A 19,797-nucleotide genomic window follows, 5' to 3' on the forward strand; every position below is an offset into this window, starting at 1 on the left:
CGATGGTGAAGATCGCCCTCGACCCCACCCCGCTGCACCACAGCCACTCGTTGCTCGAACTGCCCGCCAAGGTCGCCGAGCTGGGGTACGACCATCTGCAGCTGACCCCGCACCGCGACTTCATCCCGTTCTTCCGGCACCCGAAGGCCGACGACGACCTCGTCGACGCCTTCGCCGCGGCCTGCAAGGAGGCGCGGGTCGAGATCGCGTCCGTCCTGCCCGTCCTGCGGTGGTCCGGTCCCGACGAGGAGTCCCGTCGGGCCGCCGTCAAGCACTGGAAGCGCGTGATCGAGATCACCGCCCGCCTCGGCGTCGAGGTGATCAACACCGAGTTCAGTGGTCGTCCCGAGCTGTCCGAAGAATCCGAGCGTCAGTTCTACTGGTCGATGGAAGAGTTGCTGCCCGTCCTCGAACGCGAGGGCATCCGCGTGTTCATCGACCCGCACCCGGACGACTTCGTCGAGGACGGACTCGAAGCCCTGCGGGTCATCCGCGGCCTCAACACGAAGCAGGTCGGTCTCGCCTACGTCGCGTGCCACACCTTCCACTACGGCGGCGACATGGCCGGGATCATGGCCGCCGCCGGGCACTCACTCGGCCTCGTCCACATCGCCGACACTTTCGACCACCGCCGCTCGCACGGGCTGAGGTACATCAGCAATCCGCCCGGCAACGCGGCCCGCGTCCACCAGCACCTGAAGATCGGGGACGGTGACGTCGACTGGGACGGCTTCTTCGGCGGCCTGCAGGGGCTGGGCTTCTTCGATCGCGACGACACGATCGCCGTCTCGAGCGTCTTCGCCGAGGACGAAGCCGTCGACGGCGTCAGTCGCTACCAACGAGAGCAGATCCTGGCGCGCATCGACGCCGCGTCACGCGCCTGAGCCGCCGATCCGCCCGGCCCCCTGCGGCCCCTGCGACACCTGCGGCACCTGCGGCACCTCACCATCCCCGACCACACCCGACGAAAGAAGAACCCATGCCCCTCGTCCGCATCGACCTCCTGCCCGGTCGCAGCCCTGATCAGATCACGGCGATCGCCGACGCCGTCCACGACGCGATCGTCGACGTCTACGGCATCCCGCCTCGCGACCGCTTCCAGGTGATCAACGAACTGCCGGCTGGTCGCATCATCGCCCAGGACGCCGGGCTCGGCTTCGAACGCTCCGGCGGAGTCGTGATGATCCAGATCTTCACCCAGCGGGGACGCACCGACGACGCGAAACAGGCCCTGTACGCCCGCATCGCCTCAGGCCTCGAGGCCGTGGGCGTGGCCGGCGAGGACGTCTTCATCGGCTACGTCGAGAACGGTCCGCAGGACTGGTCGTTCGGCTTCGGGGTGGCCCAGTACGTGACGGGTGAACTGAAGGTGCCCTCGGCCGCGGGACAGGCCGGCTGAGCGGCAGGGTCCCGGACCGCGCAACCGCTGACGCCCGCCGTCGGGTGCGCGGCGCGCGGTGCCCGGCGGCTACTTGTCGACGAGGGTGATCGAGAACGAGTAGAGGTCGGGCCGGTAGCAGTGGTGCCCGACCTCGACGGCCCGACCCGACGCGTCGTAGGCCGTGCGGGTCATGGTCAGCACGGCCCCGCGCGGCTCGATCTCGAGCAGCTGGGCCTCGTCGGCGTGGGCGGCCCGGGCCCCGATCCGCTGCTTCGCCACCCGGATCGTGACGCCGAGGGCCCGGAGCAGTTGGTACAGGCCCTGGGCGGCGAGGTCGGCGTCCGAGAACGGAGCGAGGTCGAGGGGCAGGTAGTTCTCGAGCACCGCGACGGGGACACCGTCCGCCAGGCGGAGGCGCCGCACGTGGCTGACGCGGTCGCCGACCTCGATGCCGAGAGCCAGGGCGGTCTTCTCGTCGGCCGCGACGACCTGATGGGCGAGCAGACGTGTCGTCGGGGCCTTGCCGCTGTCGGTCAGGTCTTCGAACAGGCTGGTCAGCTCGACGTTGCGGGTCACGGGTCCGTGGACGACCTGGGTGCCGATCCCGCGCCTCCGGACGACGAGCCCCTTGTCGACCAGCTCCTGGATGGCTCGCCGGACGGTGGGCCTCGACAGGCCGAGACGTTCGCCGAGTCCGACCTCGTTCTCGAGTCGAGCGCCCGCCGGCAGCTGGCCCCCGAGGATCGCCGCCTCGAGCCGCGTGGACATCTGGAACCACAACGGGATGGGGCTGCTGCGGTCGAGGTCGGCGAAGAGGTCGGCCGGAAGCTGCGCGTCGGTCATGTGGTCCCCTCAGCCGAACGTATGTCGTGACAACCTTACGGGCGGCACGGGCCGGTGGCCATCTCGGCGCCGGGTCGGTGCCTCGGCCGGTCCGTGGACGGGTCAGTCCCCGGTGAGCGCGGCCGCGTAGGCGCGGACCGAGCGGTGGTAGCGGGGGAGGGTCGGCTCGACGGCCTCGATCGCGACCCGCAGGGCCTCGTCGGAGCGGCCGGCGCTGTGCAGGGCGAGCGCGAGGAAGACCCTCGGTGCGGCTCCGGTGGCGGGGTGCTCGGGAGCGTCGCGCAGCATGGCGATGGCCTCGTCGACCCGGCCGAGGTTGCGCAGCGTCGAGGCGTGCTGCACGACCATCTGCGCAGCCCGGGTCGGGTCGACGGCGTCGAGACCGGCCTCGGTCGCCGCCGCATAGTGCACGTGGGCCTCGGCCTCGCGGCCCCCGGAGTCGTGCGCACCCCCGAGTTCGAACTCGCCCAGCGCAGGGTGCGGAGCGTCGGCGGCGAGGGCCGCCATGCGCTCGATGCGCTGCTCGTCGTCGACGGTCTCGTCGGCCCAGAGGGCGGCGACGCGGTCTTCCCAGGCCTCGGTGCTCATGCGCCCACGGTAGCGGGCTCCCCGATCGAGGCGACCCGCGCCTCCTGGTGTCGGAGCGCGGGCTCCGGGGTCGGAGCCGCGGGCGCCGGGCCCCGGCCCCCGGGCCTCAGGCCCGCCGTGCGCGGCCGGACCGCGCCAGCTGCACGGCCACCGCCGCGACGGCCGTCGCGACCAGGACGAGAGCGCCCGCGAGGGTGCCGGCGAAGAACGTGAACGACTTGGCCGTGTGGACGTCGGTCGGCAGTCCCCGGGTCGAGGCGACGACCACGACGCCGGCGACGAGGGCCGCGATGAGCGAGCCCCAGAAGGCGAGGCGGATCCGCCGGGTCGAGACGGTGGCCGGTCTGCTGCTCGGCGGCGCCGGCGGAGTGCGCCGGAGGTACCGGGCGGCGGCGATCGCCAGCACGACGAGCCCGCCGAGCGACGAGGCGTACTGCGCCCACTGCGTCCCGACCAGTGGCCCCCACCGTTCGGCCAGGGCCGGGACCAGCGTGCTGCCGAACCGGTCCGGGTGCGTGAACGCGTCCCAGAGCACGTGGGTGACGACGCCGAGGACGAGGGCGAGGAGGGCCCACGGCACCGACCGGACGAGCCCGGTCCGCGAGCCGGCCCCGGGCACAGGTCCGGCCTCGCGCCCGTCCCACGACGCGGGCAGGCGCGATCCGATCGACGTCGGCAGCAGGGCCCGCGCTGCCGGCCGCAGCAGCAGGAGCCAGACGAGGTAGAGCAGCACCGCGACGGGCACCGAGAACAGCAGCAGGCTCGGGAACCCGTGGGTCTGCTCGTAGGTCACGCCGACGGGGAAGAACAGCGGCACGTCCGGCGCCATGGAGCCGACCGCGACCGCCCCGAACGGCAGGGGCGTGCGGACGAACGGCAGGGCGACGACGGCATGGCTGGGGGTGAACGGCACATGTCATCGTCGCGACCGGGGGCGAGTGTCGGCATCCACCCGTGGGTTGAGACCGTGGGGCCTCAGGGGTGATCCGGTCCGATCGCGGATCCGTCGATCCCCGGTCCTGCGGGCTGGCCGCCACGAGGTCGCCGACCGCTCGCAGCAGCCGGGTCGCCGCCGTCTCGACGAAGGAGCCGCCGCCGCGGACGGCGTCGTGAATCCGGGATACCGAGGACCGTGAGCCGAGAGTGGCTCCGAGGAATGTTCCCAGTCGTGCCGGGCGTGAAACAAAGCGTATTGTCGATGTAACCTGTCCGAAACCAATTCCGGGATACAAAGTGAGGACTTCGTGCAACTGACCTCGTCGCCAGTCGCCACTCAACCCTCACCTGCCGTGGAGTCGCTCATGACTGCTGTATCCCGCACCACCGCACCCCCGTCTTCGTCCGGCGCGTCCGTCGCCTCCGTCCTCGACTCGATCGGGTTCACCCGTGCCCAGTTCTGGATCTTCCTGCTGATCCTCGCCGGGGAGTTCTTCAACACCCTCGAGCAGAACTCGGTCGGTGCCATGGGCAGCCACCTGAAGGACTCGCTGCAGATCGGCGACGTCCAGCTCACCGGCATCAACACGGCGACCGTCATCGGCGGCCTGATCGGGCGGCTGCTCGCCGGGTACCTGGCCGACAAGTACGGTCGACGCTTCTCGCTCGGCCTGAACCTGCTGATCTACACGCTGGGCGGTCTGCTCATCGCGGTCGCCATGAACTACGAGTGGCTGCTCGTCAGCCGACTGATCGTCGGCATCGGCATCGGCGGCGAGTTCATGATCGGCATCGTCATGTTGTCCGAGATGGTGGCCACGAAGTTCCGGGGCACGGCCATCGGCATGATCAACGTCGGTGCGGGCGGCCTGGGCAACTTCATCTCATACGGACTGTTCCTGCTGCTGCTCGGCCCGCTCGAGGTCAGCCTCGGTGGTCCCGATGTCGTCTGGCGCTGGACCTTCGTCATCCTGGCCGTGCCCGCCCTGTTGGTCGTCCTCTACCGGCGGCGACTGCCCGAGACCCCGCGGTTCCTGCTCTCGAAGGGTCGCGTCGACGAGGCCAATCGCTCACTCGCCATCCTCGCGTCGAACTCGTTGCGCCCGACCGATGCGAAGCCGCCCGTGCAGCTGTCGCCGGACGACCTGCCACCCATGCCCGTCCACGCCAACCCCGCCGCCGTGTTCCACCGGTTCGTCCTGCGCCGCACCGTCGCCCTCGGGGTCGCGTCCTGGATGGCCTTCGGATCGCAGGTGACCCTGAACTTCCTGATGCCCACCTGCTGGTCGAGCGTGGGTACAGCGTCACCCAGAGCCTGCTCTACACGATGATCATGAACATCGGCTCGCTCCTCGGCGCCACCACGGCCGCCCTCATCGCGGGCCGGGTCGGCCGCCGGACGGCGGTCACCACGGCCGGGGTGCTCGGCTGCGTCACCGCCCTCGCCTTCGCGGCGCTCGGCAACGGCACCGGGGCCATCCTGGTGCTGGGTGCCCTGTTCCAGTACTTCACCATGGTCACGAACACGACCCTCGCGACGTGGACCGCAGAGGTCTTCCCGACCGCGATCCGCGCCTCCGGGGCCTCGATCGTCAACGGCATCGGAAACATCGCCGGAGCGATCATGCCGTTCCTCGCCGTGGCGCTCTACGGTTCGTACGCCTTCGCCGGGGTCTTCGGCCTCGCGGCCGCCATGTACGCCGTCCTGGTGGTCGCCGCCCGCTTCGCTCCCGAGACCCGGGGGCGCTCGCTCGAGGACGTCAACGAGAACGCCCTGATGGCCCCGGCCCCCGCACCGACCCCGGTCGCGACCCGCGCGACCGACTGACCCCCCGACGGTGTCGCGGGTCGCCGACACCACCAGAACCGAACACCACCATCCCAGGAGGAACCCCATGGACCAGCTCATCGTCACCGCCACGGCGAACGGCCTGAACTACCTGCCCGAGTACGTCGCCGACGTGGGCGGACTCTTCGCCGCCGCCGGCCTCGAGGTCACCGCCACGGCACGCGACCCGTGGACCGGAGTGCTCGACGACCTCGAGTCGGGCGCGGCCGACGTGGCGTTGGGCGGTCTGTGGGTGCCCGGCATGTACGCCGGCATGGACCGTCGCGTCACGGTCGTGGGACAGCTGAACCACCGGTTCCCCATGACGATCGTCGCCCGGGACGCCACGGGTCCGGTCGGTCTCGACTGGCTCGCCGGGAAGGTCGCCCTCGCCCCGGGGGCCGGCGGCAGCGCACCGTACGAGTTCACGGCGGGCCTCATCCGCGAGGCCGGTCTCGACCCGGCGGCCACCCGCTGGGTACGTGACCTGTCGACCGCCATGATGATCGAGCTCTACCGGGGCGGTCTCGGCGACGCCATCGTGCTCGACCTCCTGTCGGCGTCCGAGTTGGTCGCGGCCGGCCACGGCACGATCGTCTTCAGTCACCTCGCCCAGGGCGGCGTCATGCCGAACAGCGTCTACTACGTGCGCACCGACCGTGTCGACGAGCTCGCGGACAAGGTCGAGCGCTTCGTCGGCGCCGTCGAGCAGGCCATGCGGAAGATCACGTCGGGCGACGCGGATGCCGAGATCAGCGCCGTCCTCGCCGCTCGCTGGCCCGAGAAGGACGTCGCGCTGCTCCGCTCGGCCGTCGAGCAGATGGCCGAGGGAGGCGTCTGGGACACGACCGAGATCGACGCCGACGCCTCGGACCGCTGGATGCGCATCCTCGTCGACGGCGGCCTGATCGGACGCGCACCCACCCTGGACGATCTCACCGGCGGCCACGCGGTCCGCACGGTGGGCGCCGCGTCGTGACGCTCGTCCTCGCCTCGACCGAGATCGCCGACCTGCTGTCCGGGGTCGACGTGTTCGCCGCCGTCGAGGCGGTGCACGCCGACCTCGGCATCGGGGGCATGACGCAACCGGCCCCGGCGACGCTGGCCGGGTCGGACGACACGGTGTTCCTGCCCATGGCCGTGCGCTCGGATCGACTCGGCCTGGCCGCCGTCAAGCTGATGGCCGACGTCCCCGGCAACACCGCCCGGGGTCTGCCGTCCCAGCGCTCGACGATCGTCGTCTCGTCCGTCGAGACCGGTGAGTGCGTGGCCGTGCTGGACGGGGCCATGATCACGCGGGTCAGGACGGCCGCCGCGTCCGCCGTCGCCACCCGGCACCTGGCACGTCCCGACTCACGCGTGCTCGGACTGGTGGGGGCCGGGAACCTGGCCGTCGAGCACGTCCGCGCGTTGCGGGCGGCCCGGGTCGCCCCGCAGTTGGACCACGTCGTGGTGTGGTCCCGCTCGTCGTCGACCGTCGACCGCTTCGTGGCCGCCGTGGGCGACTTCGCTCCCGGGCTCGCGGTCACGGTGGTGGACGACGTCCGGACCGTCGTCGAGTCCTCCGACGTGCTCTGCACCCTGACGCCCTCGGTCGAACCGATCGTCCGAGGTGCCTGGTTGCACGCGGGGCAGCACGTCAACGCCGTCGGGGCCCGACCGAGGCCGACCCACCGAGAGTTGGACGGCGCGGCCATGGCCCGGGGCACCCTCGTGGTCGACGGCGCCGCGACCGCCCGGGCCAAGTCCGGCGACCTGCTCGAAGCCCTCCGTGAGGGCGCCCTGCCGACCGACACGCGCCTCCGTGAGCTCGGCGAGATCGTGGCGGGCATCGCACCCGGACGGGTGTCCGCGCACGAGGTGACCGTGTTCGACTCGGTCGGACTCGCGGCGCAGGATCTGGCGGTGGCAGCTGCCGTCATCGACCTCGCCCGGGCCCGCGGGGTGGGTGACGAGCATCGCCTCGCACCCGTCGCGGTGTCGGCGTGACGGGCGGTGCCGGCGTGACGGGCGGTGTCGGCGTGACGGACGGTGCCGGGGTGGCCGCCGGTGCCGACGTGACGGGTGGTGCCGGGGTGGCCGGCGGTGCCGGCGGGCTCCGCATCGCCGTCGTCAACTGCAACACGACCGAGTCGATGACCGAGACGGCCGTCGCCCGTGCGCGACTCGCCGTCGGGCCCGGCACGACCGTCGTCGGCATCACGCCGAGCTGGGGCGTGGCCTCGGCCGAGGGGTGGTACGACAGCTTCGTCAGCGCGGCGGCCGTGCTGGACACCCTGGGCAGCTTGCCGGGCGACGTCGACGGGGTCGTCCTGGCCGGGTTCGGTGAACACGGCCGCGAGGGCGCCCGTGAACTGCTCGACATCCCCGTGGTCGACATCACCGAGGCCGCGGCGCACGTCGCCATGCTGCTCGGGCGGCGGTTCGGCGTGGTGACGACGGTGCGTCGCGCGGTCGGCCAGATCGCCGACAGCCTCACCACGGCGGGGCTGATGGAGCACTGCGTCGCGATCGAGGACACCGGCCTCGGCGTCCTCGAGCTCGAGGCAGACCCCGTGGCCACCGCCGAGGCCTTCGTCGCCGCGGGACTGCGCGCCGTCGCCCGCGGAGCGGAGGTGGTCTGCCTCGGCTGCGCGGGCATGGCCGGACTCGAGGAGCACGTCGGGGAGCGCCTCCCCGTTCCGGTCGTCGACGGCGTCGCGGCCGCCGCGTCACTCGTCGAGACGCTCGCCCGGCAGGGGCTGACGACGAGCAAGATCGACAGCTACGCCACCCCGCTGGCCAAGGCGCGCAGCTGGCCCGGTCCGTCCCGGGCGGCGGCTCGTGTTGAATGAGGTGATCCCCCTCCGAACGGACCACGTCATGACCGCCGTCACCCCCGAGTCCTCCCTCGCCGAGCAGACCTACCGGACGCTCCGACGGCGGATCATCCTCGGTGACTACACCCAGGGCGCCCGGCTGGTCGAGGCGACCCTCGCGGCCGAGCTCAACGTGTCGCGCCTGCCCATCCGCGAGGCGTTGCCGCAGCTCGAGAACGAGGGTTTCGTCCGCACCCTGCCTCGACGGTCGTCCCGCGTCGTCGAGTGGACCGAGGCGGACATCACCGAACTGTTCGACGCCCGCCTGAGCCTCGAGACCCTCGCCGCCCGGCTGGCGGCCCGCGCGGCGGCGGGCGGTGCCTCGCTCGAACCCCTGCGGAAGGCGATCGCCGACGAGCACCGGGCGCTCGACGGCAACGACTGGCTCGAGGTCGCCGAGACGTCCACGGTCGTGCACGAGGTCGTCGTCCAGATCGGCGGCAGTGCCCTGTTGAACTCGCTGATGCGGGCCGTGACCGGTCGGATGACGTGGCTGTTCTACCTGACCTCGGCCCGTGACCAGCGCCAGCAGTCCGACGAGCACCACGAGATGCTCGAGGCCATCGGCGCCGGCAACGAGCGGCTCGCCGAGTCCATCGCCTTCACCCACATCGAGAAGGGGCGGGCACCGTCCCTGGGCCTGCTGACGCAGGCGACGACCGCCGAGGGCGACACCGGCGGCGGGCGGCTCACCCGGCCCTGAGGCGTGCTCGAGGCGGGCCGACGTCCGTCACCGACCCGCGCCTCCTGCGCTCGTCAGGCGACGGGGGGCCCGGCCGCGGCACCGGTCCGTGTCGCGAGGACGTCGCGGACGGTCGTCCAGTGTGCGGGACCGTAGCGGTCGCCGTCGACGTGCCGCAGCTGCGCGTCGCCGCTGAACATGTTGACGAAGTACTGCATGCCCTGCCAGGCGGGGAAGGTGTCGTCGCCCTTCGACGTGCGACGCATGACGGCCGCCATCGCCGACAGGGTGCCGGTCGTGCCGGCCCACTGCGGCTTGAAAGACGTGCCGGTGAGCTCGCTCATCGTGCTGGCGACCTGGCGGGCCGTGACCCGGTCGCCAGCGACCTCCACGACGCGCGGCGCGTCGGGGTCGAGCGCGACCCGGGCGACGACGTGGGCGACGTCGTCCTTGGTCGTGAAGTCGAGCACCTGGTCGGCTGACGACCAGAACAGCACCCGCTTGCGGTCGAAGAGGACCAGGGGCGCGTCCCCGGTCAGCAGGTCGGTGAACATGCCGTTCAGCACCGACGTCGCCCGGATCGGGGCCGCGTCGACGTCGGCCGCGAACTCGCGACGCAGTTCGAAGTTGCGGTTGCTGCCCGGCGGGATGCTGCGGTAGTCGGCCGAGTAGTCCGAGGGCATGAACCGCGGGACACCGGCCGCGACGGCGGCCTTGAGGAGGGCGCGCTGCGCGTCGACGATCACGGGGCGGGTGCCGCTGACGGCGGACACGACGACGTCGGCGCCGCGGGCGGCGTCGGTCAGGGCGGGCACGTCCGTGTAGGAGGCGCGGGTCACCTCGACCCGGTCGTCGTCAGCGAACAGCGTGGTCGCGCCGGTGCTGCCGGGGCGGGTCAGGACGCGCAGGCGCACGTCGTCCGTGGCGTCGCGGAGCAGCTCGCGGGCGATGCGCTGGCCGAGGTCGCCGGTCGCGCCGGCGAGGAGGACGGTGGTGGTCATGGGGGAGTGGCTCGTTCCGTCGGAGGGTCAGAGGCCAGTCTGCGCGCTCGACGGCGGTGCGGTGCGGTGCGGCTGGTGGGGTCGGGTGCTGCGGATCGGCCGACACCGGGATGTGGGCACGACGCCGGGATGTGGGCACGACGCCAGGACAGGGGCTGGCGCTGTGCTCACATCCTGGCGTGGTGCGTGGTGCGCAGAGGGAGGGGTCCTGGGGGCGCGACCCGCGCCTCCTGCGGTCCGGCGGTGCTGGTCGTGCGCACCCTCACCATCCGGAGGGGAGCACGATGGCGGGGACCCGTGGCACCCGTGCACGGGCGAACGGAGAGAGCCGCATGAGCACCACCGACCCCGACGACTTCGTCACCCGCGCCGCACGACGGGCCCGTGAACTCATCGACACCTCCGACGTCGTGCCGCCCGTGGCCCGCGGTGCCCTGCACGACCTCGCGGGCCGGGCCGAGACCGTGGTGCGCGACGTCACCGACCGGGCCGGGTCGTCGGCCCACGACCTGGTCGACCGCGCCGAGGTGATCGCCGACCGGGCCGAGAAGACCGTGCGCGACGTCGCCGAGACCGTCACGATCGCCGCGATGGAGGCCACCGACCAGGCCCACCAGCGCTACCGCCGCCGCGCTCGCGTCACCAACGCCGTCGGCGCCACCGTCATCACCGGGCTCGTGGTCGCACTGGTGGCGAGCAGGCGTCGGGGATAGCAGGCGTCGGCACCGGCGCCGCCGCCGAGCGGCCAGCCCGCCGGCACCGCTGGCCGGCCGTCCCGCCGTCCCGCCGTCCCGCTGTCTCGCCACCCCGCACCCCGCCACGAAGTGAACACCCCGCCACGCAAAAAGATGGCGGGGTGTTCACTTCGTGGCGGGAAGCCCCGGAGCGGCACGGAACGGCGCTCGGCGCGCTGCGTCCGGCGTCTGGCGTCCGGCGTCTAGCGCCCGGCCCCCGACGGCCGCCCCCGACGCCGGGCGGCCAGGAGCGTCACGCGGTGTCCCGCGTCACCCAGGCCGCTCAGGCGGCGAGCAGCACCTCGCTCGTGACGACGGTCGCGAAGCTGCCGTCGAGGGCGGCCATGAAGGCGGCGTGCACGTCGCGGCCGGCGACGGTCGTCCCTGCGTGCACGAGGTCGGGGGCCGCGCAGGCGTCGGTGACGACGGTGCAGGCGAAACCGAGCTCGTGCGCGGCCCGCGTGGTCGAGTCGACGCACATGCTGCTCATCATCCCGACGATCACGAGTTCGGTCACGTCGCGCTCGCGGAGGCTGGCCTCGAGTCCTGTGCCCACGAAGCTGTTCGGCACGTGTTTCTCGACGACCAGCTCGCCGTCGCGGGGTTCGACGGCCGGGTGGAACGCGAGGCCGTCGGTCCCGGGCCGGAAGAACGTCGCGCCCTCGCCGGTCGAGACGTGGAAGACGTGGACGACGGGCTCACCCGACGCCCGGAACGCCTCGAGCACGTCACCGGCGGCAGCGGCGGCCGCCTCGGGCTCGACGAGCGGGAACGCGCCCCCGGGGAAGTAGTCCAGCTGGATGTCGACGATGAGCAGGGCGCGGGTCATCGGGCCAGCATGCCAGGCCGCGGGGCTCAGGGACGCGCCGGCACCGACGTCGGCACGAGCGTCGTCGCGACCACGGTCACGTCGTCGCTGCGGTCGCGCTCGAGGGCGAGCCGCTCGACGACCTCGACGATGCGCGCCGGCTCGGGCGTCGCGGCGAGCAGTCGCTCGAGGTCGTGCAGCGCCTCGAGTTCGACGGGGAACAGGTCGAGCACGCCGTCGCTGACACAGACGAACACGTCGCCGTCGTCGAGCTGTGAGCGGTGCCGGTGCCAACCGGTGCCCACCCCGATGGGCAGGTCGGCCGAGTTCAGGCGGTCGACGGCCCCCGAGGCTCGACGGATGAAGGCCAGGCCGTGCCCGGCGTCGGCCCAGAGCACCGCGCCGTCGGCGTCGATGCGCGCGTGGAACGACGTCGTGAACTGCGTCTCGGTGTCGTACGCGCTCGTCGTCAACCCCACGGAGGCGCGGTGGAAGGCCTCGGCAGGGTCACCGTCGTCGACGCTGCTGCGGATCACCGAGCGCACCGCCGCCGCGATCATGCCCGCGCCGACGCCCTTGCCCATGACGTCGCCGACGGTCACGGCGATGCCGGTCGAGGTCGGGTACCAGTCGAAGAAGTCGCCGCCGACCTCGCGGGCCGGCACGCAGGCCCCGAACACGGCGAAGGCGTCGGGCAGGGTCGAGGCGTCCGGCGGCAGCAGCGACTGCTGCACCACGGCCGCCCGGTTGAGCTCGCGCTCGAGGGCGTGCTGCTGGGCCCGCGCCCGCTCGAGTCGGGCCTTCGCCTGCCGGGCGAGTTCGTTGACCGCCGCGGCGACGGTCGCGTAGACGACCAGGGCGAACGCCAGCCGGATCAACTCGCTCGGGCCCCGACCGTCCGCGGTGAACAGGTACGGCAGCAGCAGGGTGACGGACGTTCCGACCAGGGGCAGCAGGACGTTGCGCCGACCGGGCCAGGACGCGACCCAGACGACCGCGAGCAGCACGATCGGCAGGAAGACCGATCGCTGGTCACCCGTGCCGTAGCGCAGCAGCCCCACGGCGACGAAGTCGGCCGCGGGCACCAGCAGCTCCCATCGCCGGAGCCGGGTGTGGCGGGCCATCGTGGCGGCGAACGCCAGGGCCGCGACGGCGACAGCCACGCCGAGCCACATCGTGACCGCGTCGGTGACGATCAGCCAGGGCAGGGTGGCGCTGAGCACCGCGGCCAGCGCGATCAGCAGGGCGATGAACGACTGGCGGAACAGCGGCACCTTCTCGACGGGCACGCGTCGCAGGGCCGTGTTGAGTGCCCGCCCGATCGCGTCGGCGCCCTCCGTCACGCGTCCCATGCCGGTCCCCTCGCCCCTGGATCGCCCGTCGACCACAGGTGTCGTCTTGTCTCGTCTCCCGACGACGCTACAGGGTGCCGCCGACGGGCCGCGGACCCGGGGAGGCGCGGTGTGGGCGGAACCGGCACCGTGCCTCCTGGGGGCGAGGCGTCGTCCACAGGCGACGCCTGACTCACTCGGTCCGGTCGGACCCCTGGGCATCCTGGGCGGAGGAGGAGGAGGAGGAGGAGGCGGCGGCGGCGGCGGCGGTGGTGGCCGTGGCCTCCGGCTCGCGGGCTGGGGCCGCCGCCTCGGGGGCCGCGGCCTCCGGCACCGACGCGACCCGCGCCTCCTGGGCGTGGGCGCCGAAGCGCAGCACGTCGGCGCCGTACGACGCGAACAGCCGGGCGAGGTCGTCGACCCGTGCCCGGGACAGCTTCTTCGTCGGACGCGAGGTCAGTTCGCGGACGACGCCCGCCAGCTGGGACCGGTGCGACACGATCGCCGTGGCCGCGCCTCCGTCGGTGGCGTCGCGCTCGGTCGCGAAGACCGTCGCGTCGCGGTGCGAGTAGAAGACGCAGGTGTCGAACCAGAGCCGGACGCCGGTCTCGGCCTGCACCCGGTCGGACAGCCGCTGCGCCTGGCGCCGCACCTGCGACGCGGGGGCCTCGCGGCCGAGGTGGGTGCGCACGGTCAGCACGGTGGGCGAGTCCTTGACGACCTGCAGCGCGAACGGCGGCGTCATCGTGCTCTCGTCGAACAGGCCCGCGAAGGCCGGGAACACGCTGCTCGGGGTCAGGCCGTCGAAGACGATGCCGTTCCAGCCCTTGTTCTCGATCACCATCACGCCGGTCTCGGCGAGCAGGACGTGGTCGACCTGCGCGACGAACCGCGAGGAGGCGCCGGTCGCCACGGGAACGAAGACCACGTTGGTCAGCAACACCGCGTCCACGCCCAGCTGTCGGCAGGTGTCGGCGATGTCGTCGCGCGAGGTGGCCTCCCACTTGAGGCCGGACGCCACGAGGTCGCGCGCCTGCTTCGCCTCGGTGAGGGCGGCCTGACGCTCGGCGCCCAGGGCGTCGCGCTCGCGGGCGTGGTCGGCGGCGGCCTTAGCGAGGGCGTCGTCGTGGGCCGCGGCGAGGGCCTCGTGCTGCTCGCGGGCGGCCCGGGCCTGCTCGTCGGCGGCCGCCTTCGCGGCGGCCAGGGCCCGCTTCGCCCGCGCCCGCAGCACGACGGCCACGACGATCAGGGCGACGAGCAGAACGGCGGCGATGATCCACGGGACGAGGCTCTGGTCGAACGGCATGCCTCCAGCAGAACACGGGGTGTGGGCGGCGCGAGGATGCCTCGCCGGGTCCCGCCCGGTCGGGGGGTCAGGCGGGCAGGGCCCCGAGCAGCAGCCCGCCGGCCGCCGCCACCGCGACGACGGCCCACGGCGGGGTCCGCCACACGACCAGCAGCACGAAGCAGACGAGCGCCAGGCAGAACGGCGCCACCCCGGTGATCGCGGTCGTGACGACGGGGTCGTAGAGGGCGGCGACCAGCAGGCCCACGACCGCCGCGTTGGCCCCGCGCATCAGGGCCCGGACCGGTGCCCGGCTCCCCAGGGCGTTCCAGAACGGCAGCACCCCGACGAGCAGGAGGAACCCGGGCGCGAAGATCGCGACGGTCGCGAGCGCGGCCCCGAGCGCGCCTCCCGGCCCGATGTCGGCCACGGTGCCGAGGTAGGTCGCGAGGGTGAACAGCGGGCCGGGGACGGCCTGGGCGGCGGCATAACCCGTCAAGAAGGTGTCGTCGTCGACGAATCCCGGCTCGACCAGGCCGGCGTGCAACAGCGGCAGGACGACGTGCCCTCCGCCGAAGACCAGGGCGCCTGCCCGGTAGAAGACGTCGACGAGCGCGATCGTCCCCGACCCGGTCGTAGCGGCGACGGCGGGAAGGCCGACCAACAGGGAGGCGAAGGCCACGAGGCAGACGACGCCCGCGGCCCGCGAGACGGGGAACCGGAGGGGCTCGGGATGGACAGCGGGCACCGCCGCTCCGGCCGTCGGGTCGGACCGCCGACAGAAGGCGAGCCCGGCCAGCGCCCCCAGCGCGATCGCCGAGAGCTGCCCGGCCGGGCCGGTCAGTGTCAGCGCGAGGACGGCCGCGGCCACCGCGATGCTCGCTCTCGTCGGGTCCGGTGCCAGTGCGCGGGACATGCCGATCACGGCATGGGCGACGATCGCGACCGCGCCGATCCCCAGCCCCGTGACGATCGCCGAGGCCACCGGGCCCTCGAACAGGCCGACGCCGGTGGCGATGACGAACATGACGAGTGCCGACGGCAGGGTGAAGGCCACGAAGGCGACGAGCGCTCCGACGGGCCCCGCCCGGAGCAGGCCGAGCCCGAACCCGACCTGGCTCGACGCCGGGCCGGGCAGGAACTGCGCGATCGCGACGAGGTCGCCGTACGCGGTGTCGCCGAGCCAGCGTCGTCTGCTCACGGCCTCGGCCCGGAAGTACCCGAGGTGCGCGACCGGGCCGCCGAACGACGTGACCCCGAGCACCGAGAACGCCGCCAGCACCTCACGCACCCGGGCCGCGCCGCGGCTCGACGGCTTCTCGGGTCGGGCCGTCGGATCGGGTGCGCGCTCGGTCACGAGGTCATCGTGGCAGGTGGCCGCCCCGCGCGGTACCGCGGCCACGAGGCCACCCACGAGGAGGCGCGGGTCGTCACCCCGGGAGGCCGCGACCCCGCCAGGTCCCCAGCTCGGCGACCTCCCGCCAGCCGAGGCTCTCGTAGAGGCGGCGACCGTCGACGCTCGCGAAGAGCAGACCCGTCGTCGCTCCTCGGGCGGCGGCCCCGTGCTCGAGGCCGGCCATGACGCGGCTGCCCAGCCCGCGCCTCCGGAAGTCGGGCTCGGTCGCGATGCGGTCGAAGACGACGTGGTCGCCGACGACCGCCGCCTGGCCGCGGGCGGCGACGACGCCGTCGACCTCGACCCGGACGTGCACGACCCGGCCGTCGCCGTCGCCGTCGTCGTCGTCGATCACGCCCGCGGGGAGCGGCCGCACCGACACCTGGCTCGTCATCATCCGCTCGGCATGCGTCACGGCGTCGAGCCGGGCCAGCGTCGCGCGGGCGACGTCGTCGAGGGGGCCGATCACCGACAGCCAGACGTCGGGCGCGGTCGTCTCGTCGACGAGGCGGGTGAGCTCGTCCGGGGTCGGGTGGGCCACGATCCGTTCGACGACGCGGGTCGCGGCGGCGACGTCGACCCGCCAGGCGTCGCCGTCGCGGTGACGGGCGGCGCCACGCGAGAGCGCCCAGCCCTCGACCCACCGGTCGACGAGCGGGATGAGGCCGTCGGTCGTCTCGATCACCCCTCGAGCGTAGGCCGGGTCGGCGGCCACGAGGGGCGGCGAGAGGGCGGCGGGCACGTGGCACGTGGCGAGTGACGGGGGTGGTGGGTAGCGTCGTCGCCACGAACCACCCACGCACCACCAGAGGAGCACCTCATGACCTCGACCGGCACCGACCAGCCGCGCCCCCTCCCCGACGACGTCCGGCCGCCCGCCGTGGGCGCCCCGCTCGACGAGTTGTACCGGCATCTCCACCGACACCCCGAGTTGTCGTTCCACGAGGACGCGACGGCCGCGATCGTCGCGGCCGAGCTCACCGCCCTCGGCTTCGAGGTGCACACCGGCGTCGGGGGCACGGGTGTGGTCGGCGTGTTGCGCCGCGGGGACGGCCCGACCGTGCTGCTGCGCGCCGACATGGACGGACTGCCCGTCGCCGAGGCCACCGGCCTGGACTACGCCAGCACGGCCCGAGGCACCGACCCCGACGGGCGCGACGTGCCGGTGATGCACGCCTGCGGTCACGACGTGCACGTGACCTGCCTCGTCGGTGCCGCACGCCGACTGGCGACCGGCGACACCTGGTCGGGCACCCTCGAGGTGCTCTTCCAGCCCGCCGAAGAGCTCGGTGCCGGCGCCCGCGCGCTCGTCGCCGACGGGCTGCTCGACCGCGTCCCCACCCCCGACGTCGTCCTCGGCCAGCACGTCGCGCCGTTCCCGGCCGGTCTCGTCGCCCTGCAGTCCGGCCCCGCCTTCGCCGCGCAGGACGGCATCCGCATCACGTTCCACGGTCGCGGCGGGCACGGGTCGCGCCCCGAGACGACCGTCGACCCCATCGTGCTGGCGGCCGCGACCGTCCTCCGGTTGCAGACCGTCGTGTCGCGTGAGACGTCGGCGGCCGAGCGGCTGGTCGTCACCGTCGGGTCGATCCACGCGGGCACCAAGAACAACGTGATCCCCGACACCGCCGAGATCCTGATCAGCATGCGGTCGTTCGACGAGCACGTCCGAGAGCGGGCGCTCGCCGCCGTCACGCGAATCGCCGAGGGCGAGGCCGCGGCGGCCGGCGCACCGCAGCCGCCCACCGTCGAGCACTACGAGAGCTTTCCGGCCGTCGTGAACGACCCGTCCGCGGCGGACCGCACCCGCGCCTCCTTGGTGCGTCGTTTCGGCGAGCAGCAGGTCATCGCTCCCGGGCCGGTGACGGGCAGCGAGGACGTCGGCATCCTCGCCACCGCGGCCGGTGCGCCGTGCAGCTTCTGGCTGCTCGGGGGTGCCGACCCCGCGTCGTTCGCCGAGGCGACGTCGGCCGCGGACGTGCCGCGGATCGTGGCTCAGCTGCCGTCGAACCACTCGCCCCTCTATGCGCCGGTCGTCGAGCCGACCCTGACGAACGGCGTGGACGCACTCGTCGCGGCGGCCCACGAGTGGCTGGCGGATCACGGTGCGTCAGGAGGCGCAGGGCACTGAGCGCACGGCCGCGCGCCTCGGTACGTCGTGAGGTCTCGTCGACGAGCTCAGGGCGGCCTCAGGGCGTCGCGTCGTCGTACACGGCGATCAGTCGGTCGAGGAAGCCCTGCACGACCGCCCGCTCGGCCTCGTCCATGCCGTCGACGAGGTGCTCGATGCCGTCGATCATCGGCAGCACCTGCTCGTAGGCCCGGTCGGCCGAGGCTTGCTCGGCCGTGACGATCAGCTTGCGGCCGTCGGAGGGGTGTCGCTCGCGCCGCACGTGACCGGCCGACTCGAGGCGGTTCAACACGAGGGTCATCGCGGCCGTCGACACCTCGACGCGGCGCGCCAGCTCGCTCGGGGTCGCCGGGCCGGTCGTGATCAGGTGGTCCATGGCGTCGAGCCCGGCCCGGTCGACGCCGAGACGCTCGGCCAGGTGCCGCTCGAAGCGCTGCTGCCGGACGGCCACCTGCTGCACGCGGGCACGGATGTCGTCGGCGGGCAGCTCGCGAACGTCACGCCGGGCCCGGGTGCGGTCGTCGCGATCGGGGCGGTCGCGGGGGTCGATGTCGGTCACCACTCAACGATAGCCGTGTAGATTGCCAATATCGTTGATAATCAATCCAGGGAGCAATTAGTGACCATCCCCACCACGCGCACCCGCGTCCTCGTCTCGGGTGCCAGCATCGCGGGGCCTGCCCTCGCCTACTGGCTCGACCGATACGGCTTCGAGACGACGATCGTCGAACGGGCCCCCGAGCTGCGGACCGGCGGGCAGAACGTCGACGTCCGCGGTGCGGGCCGCGAGGTCGTGCGCCGCATGGGCCTCGAGGACGACGTCCGCGCCGCCACCACGGGTGAGGTCGGCACCCGGTTCGTCGGGCCGACGGGCCGCACGGTCGCCGAGTTCCCGGCCGGCACCTCGGACTCCGGAGGCGCGACCGCCGAACTCGAGATCCTGCGGGGGGACCTCGCGCGGCTCCTCGTCGGGCGCACCACGAGCGACGGCCGGGGTCGTGGCACCACGTACCGCTTCGGCGACCGCATCACCGGCATCCGGGAGGACGGCGGGGTCGGGGTCGGCGGCGGGGTGGGGGCCGCCGGCGCCGCCGCTGATGCCGCCACGGGAGGCGACCCGACGACCACCGCGGCCTCCACGCTGACCGGTACCGCGCCTCCGGTGTCCGGCTCGCGGGGTGTCGTCGTCTCGTTCGAGCACGCTCCCGACGAACGCTTCGACCTCGTGGTCGCCGCCGACGGCATCGGCTCGTCGACGCGGCGCCTGGTGTTCGGCGACGAGCCGACGATCCGGTCGCTGGGGCTCGAGACCTCGTACGCGACGATCCCGCGCACGGCCGCAGACGACGACTGGTGGCGCTGGTACAACGCCGCCGGGGGGCGCTCGATCACCCTGCGGCCCGACGCGCACGGGACGATCCGGGCCGCGATGTCGTTCGTCACCGACCGCGCCCGAGAGCGGGGCGGGGCCGAGCGCCGCACCGTCGCAGAGCAGCGGGCCCGACTGCACGAGATCTTCGACGACGCGGGGTGGGAGGCCCGCCGCGTGCTCGACGGCTTCGACCACGCGGACGACCTCTACTTCGAGTCGATCGGGCAGGTGCAGGCGCCGCGCTGGTCGTCGGGCCGGGTCGTTCTGCTCGGTGACGCCGCGTACTGCGCCTCGCCGGTGAGCGGCATGGGCACGAGCCTGTCGCTGGCCGGGGCGTACGTGCTGGCCGGCGAGCTCGCCTCGCACCGACACCACCGCGACGCCTTCGCCGGGTACGAGCGGCTGATGCGGCCCTACGTCGAGCAGGCGCAGCAGCTGCCGCCGGGGGTGCCGCGGGTCGCCAACCCGAGGTCCCGCGCGGGCGTCGTGGTGTTCCACGCCGGGGTGCGGCTCGCGTCGACCCGGGTCGCGGGTCGGCTCGGCGCACGCTTCTCCACCCCGCCGGCCGACGCGCTCGACCTGCCCGACTACGCACACCTCGAGCCCTGACGCCCTGACACTCC

Annotated in this window: 21 protein-coding genes; 11 read left to right on the forward strand and 10 right to left on the reverse strand. The window is 73.2% G+C overall.

What is annotated here, in order from left to right; all coding sequences use genetic code 11:
- Positions 1–5: 5 nt before the first annotated feature.
- Together QRN23_RS01365 and QRN23_RS01370 are read left to right on the forward strand one after the other, a co-directional pair.
- Positions 6–884 (forward strand): sugar phosphate isomerase/epimerase family protein, encoded by an 879-nt coding sequence (locus QRN23_RS01365; protein WP_200412370.1) that lies wholly within the window; start codon positions 6–8, stop codon positions 882–884.
- Positions 885–979: 95 nt separating this feature from the next.
- Positions 980–1,399 carry a tautomerase family protein gene (locus QRN23_RS01370; RefSeq protein WP_285062161.1) on the forward strand — a complete coding sequence of 140 codons (420 nt, stop codon included), beginning with the start codon at positions 980–982 and terminating at the stop codon, positions 1,397–1,399.
- Between the two features lie 69 nt (positions 1,400–1,468).
- Here the strand turns inward: QRN23_RS01370 and QRN23_RS01375 are convergent, their stop codons facing one another.
- The 3 genes from QRN23_RS01375 to QRN23_RS01385 all read right to left on the reverse strand — a co-directional run bounded on the left by QRN23_RS01375 (position 1,469) and on the right by QRN23_RS01385 (position 3,725).
- Positions 1,469–2,224, reverse strand: coding sequence for a GntR family transcriptional regulator (locus QRN23_RS01375; RefSeq protein WP_123571055.1), 756 nt, complete (start codon positions 2,222–2,224; stop codon positions 1,469–1,471).
- A 102-nt stretch (positions 2,225–2,326) separates the two neighbouring features.
- Complete coding sequence (locus QRN23_RS01380; RefSeq protein ID WP_200412334.1) at positions 2,327–2,812, reverse strand: tetratricopeptide repeat protein; 486 nt, start codon at positions 2,810–2,812, stop codon at positions 2,327–2,329.
- 106 nt (positions 2,813–2,918) lie between these two features.
- Positions 2,919–3,725 (reverse strand): DUF4184 family protein, encoded by an 807-nt coding sequence (locus QRN23_RS01385; protein ID WP_285062164.1) that lies wholly within the window; start codon positions 3,723–3,725, stop codon positions 2,919–2,921.
- 388 nt (positions 3,726–4,113) lie between these two features.
- On the opposite strand from QRN23_RS01385, the gene QRN23_RS01390 reads away from it, so the two are divergent.
- From QRN23_RS01390 to QRN23_RS01415, 6 genes are all read left to right on the forward strand, one after another.
- Entirely contained in the window at positions 4,114–5,079 is a 966-nt protein-coding gene (locus QRN23_RS01390) for an MFS transporter (RefSeq protein WP_285062165.1), read from the forward strand.
- Positions 5,076–5,576 carry an MFS transporter gene (locus QRN23_RS01395; RefSeq protein WP_285062167.1) on the forward strand — a complete coding sequence of 167 codons (501 nt, stop codon included), beginning with the start codon at positions 5,076–5,078 and terminating at the stop codon, positions 5,574–5,576. Before QRN23_RS01390 ends, QRN23_RS01395 begins: the two co-directional genes overlap by 4 nt.
- Before the next feature lie 67 nt (positions 5,577–5,643).
- Complete coding sequence (locus tag QRN23_RS01400) at positions 5,644–6,555, forward strand: ABC transporter substrate-binding protein (protein ID WP_285062168.1); 912 nt, start codon at positions 5,644–5,646, stop codon at positions 6,553–6,555.
- On the forward strand, positions 6,552–7,565 hold the full coding sequence (locus tag QRN23_RS01405; protein WP_285062169.1) for an ornithine cyclodeaminase family protein: 1,014 nt from the start codon (positions 6,552–6,554) through the stop codon (positions 7,563–7,565). Before QRN23_RS01400 ends, QRN23_RS01405 begins: the two co-directional genes overlap by 4 nt.
- Positions 7,562–8,410 carry an aspartate/glutamate racemase family protein gene (locus QRN23_RS01410; RefSeq protein ID WP_285062171.1) on the forward strand — a complete coding sequence of 283 codons (849 nt, stop codon included), beginning with the start codon at positions 7,562–7,564 and terminating at the stop codon, positions 8,408–8,410. The genes QRN23_RS01405 and QRN23_RS01410 overlap by 4 nt, the downstream gene beginning before the upstream one ends.
- 28 nt (positions 8,411–8,438) lie before the next feature.
- Entirely contained in the window at positions 8,439–9,137 is a 699-nt protein-coding gene (locus tag QRN23_RS01415; protein WP_192125224.1) for a GntR family transcriptional regulator, read from the forward strand.
- Positions 9,138–9,190: 53 nt separating this feature from the next.
- Here the strand turns inward: QRN23_RS01415 and QRN23_RS01420 are convergent, their stop codons facing one another.
- Positions 9,191–10,117, reverse strand: a complete 927-nt coding sequence (locus QRN23_RS01420; RefSeq protein WP_285062174.1) for an NmrA family NAD(P)-binding protein — start codon at positions 10,115–10,117, stop codon at positions 9,191–9,193.
- Between the two features lie 332 nt (positions 10,118–10,449).
- On the opposite strand from QRN23_RS01420, the gene QRN23_RS01425 reads away from it, so the two are divergent.
- The gene (locus QRN23_RS01425) at positions 10,450–10,830 is read left to right on the forward strand and encodes a hypothetical protein (RefSeq protein WP_043597691.1); all 381 of its coding nucleotides are present in this window, start codon (positions 10,450–10,452) and stop codon (positions 10,828–10,830) included.
- Positions 10,831–11,134: 304 nt separating this feature from the next.
- Here the strand turns inward: QRN23_RS01425 and QRN23_RS01430 are convergent, their stop codons facing one another.
- The 5 genes from QRN23_RS01430 to QRN23_RS01450 all read right to left on the reverse strand — a co-directional run bounded on the left by QRN23_RS01430 (position 11,135) and on the right by QRN23_RS01450 (position 16,356).
- Positions 11,135–11,680 carry a cysteine hydrolase family protein gene (locus QRN23_RS01430; RefSeq protein ID WP_285062175.1) on the reverse strand — a complete coding sequence of 182 codons (546 nt, stop codon included), beginning with the start codon at positions 11,678–11,680 and terminating at the stop codon, positions 11,135–11,137.
- A 26-nt stretch (positions 11,681–11,706) separates the two neighbouring features.
- Positions 11,707–13,011 (reverse strand): PP2C family protein-serine/threonine phosphatase, encoded by a 1,305-nt coding sequence (locus tag QRN23_RS01435; RefSeq protein WP_285062177.1) that lies wholly within the window; start codon positions 13,009–13,011, stop codon positions 11,707–11,709.
- A gap of 172 nt (positions 13,012–13,183) precedes the next feature.
- Positions 13,184–14,296: a nuclease-related domain-containing protein gene (locus QRN23_RS01440; RefSeq protein ID WP_285062179.1), complete on the reverse strand. Its 1,113-nt coding sequence runs from the start codon at positions 14,294–14,296 to the stop codon at positions 13,184–13,186.
- A 67-nt stretch (positions 14,297–14,363) separates the two neighbouring features.
- Positions 14,364–15,632, reverse strand: coding sequence for a chromate efflux transporter (chrA, locus tag QRN23_RS01445; RefSeq protein ID WP_370274457.1), 1,269 nt, complete (start codon positions 15,630–15,632; stop codon positions 14,364–14,366).
- Between the two features lie 73 nt (positions 15,633–15,705).
- On the reverse strand, positions 15,706–16,356 hold the full coding sequence (locus QRN23_RS01450) for a GNAT family N-acetyltransferase (protein ID WP_158612888.1): 651 nt from the start codon (positions 16,354–16,356) through the stop codon (positions 15,706–15,708).
- A 135-nt stretch (positions 16,357–16,491) separates the two neighbouring features.
- Here QRN23_RS01450 and QRN23_RS01455 point away from each other — a divergent pair, with 135 nt between their 5' ends.
- A complete protein-coding gene (locus QRN23_RS01455) occupies positions 16,492–17,802 on the forward strand; it encodes an amidohydrolase (RefSeq protein WP_159829014.1) in 1,311 nt (436 codons plus the stop codon).
- Between the two features lie 58 nt (positions 17,803–17,860).
- On the opposite strand, the gene QRN23_RS01460 is transcribed toward QRN23_RS01455, so the two are convergent.
- The gene (locus tag QRN23_RS01460; RefSeq protein ID WP_285062181.1) at positions 17,861–18,361 is read right to left on the reverse strand and encodes a MarR family winged helix-turn-helix transcriptional regulator; all 501 of its coding nucleotides are present in this window, start codon (positions 18,359–18,361) and stop codon (positions 17,861–17,863) included.
- A 60-nt stretch (positions 18,362–18,421) separates the two neighbouring features.
- Here QRN23_RS01460 and QRN23_RS01465 point away from each other — a divergent pair, with 60 nt between their 5' ends.
- A complete protein-coding gene (locus tag QRN23_RS01465) occupies positions 18,422–19,783 on the forward strand; it encodes an FAD-dependent monooxygenase (RefSeq protein WP_285062182.1) in 1,362 nt (453 codons plus the stop codon).
- Positions 19,784–19,797: the final 14 nt, after the last annotated feature.

Origin of the sequence: Frigoribacterium sp. ME-P-080, from assembly GCF_030209595.1 — a bacterium.
GTDB lineage: Bacteria > Actinomycetota > Actinomycetes > Actinomycetales > Microbacteriaceae > Frigoribacterium.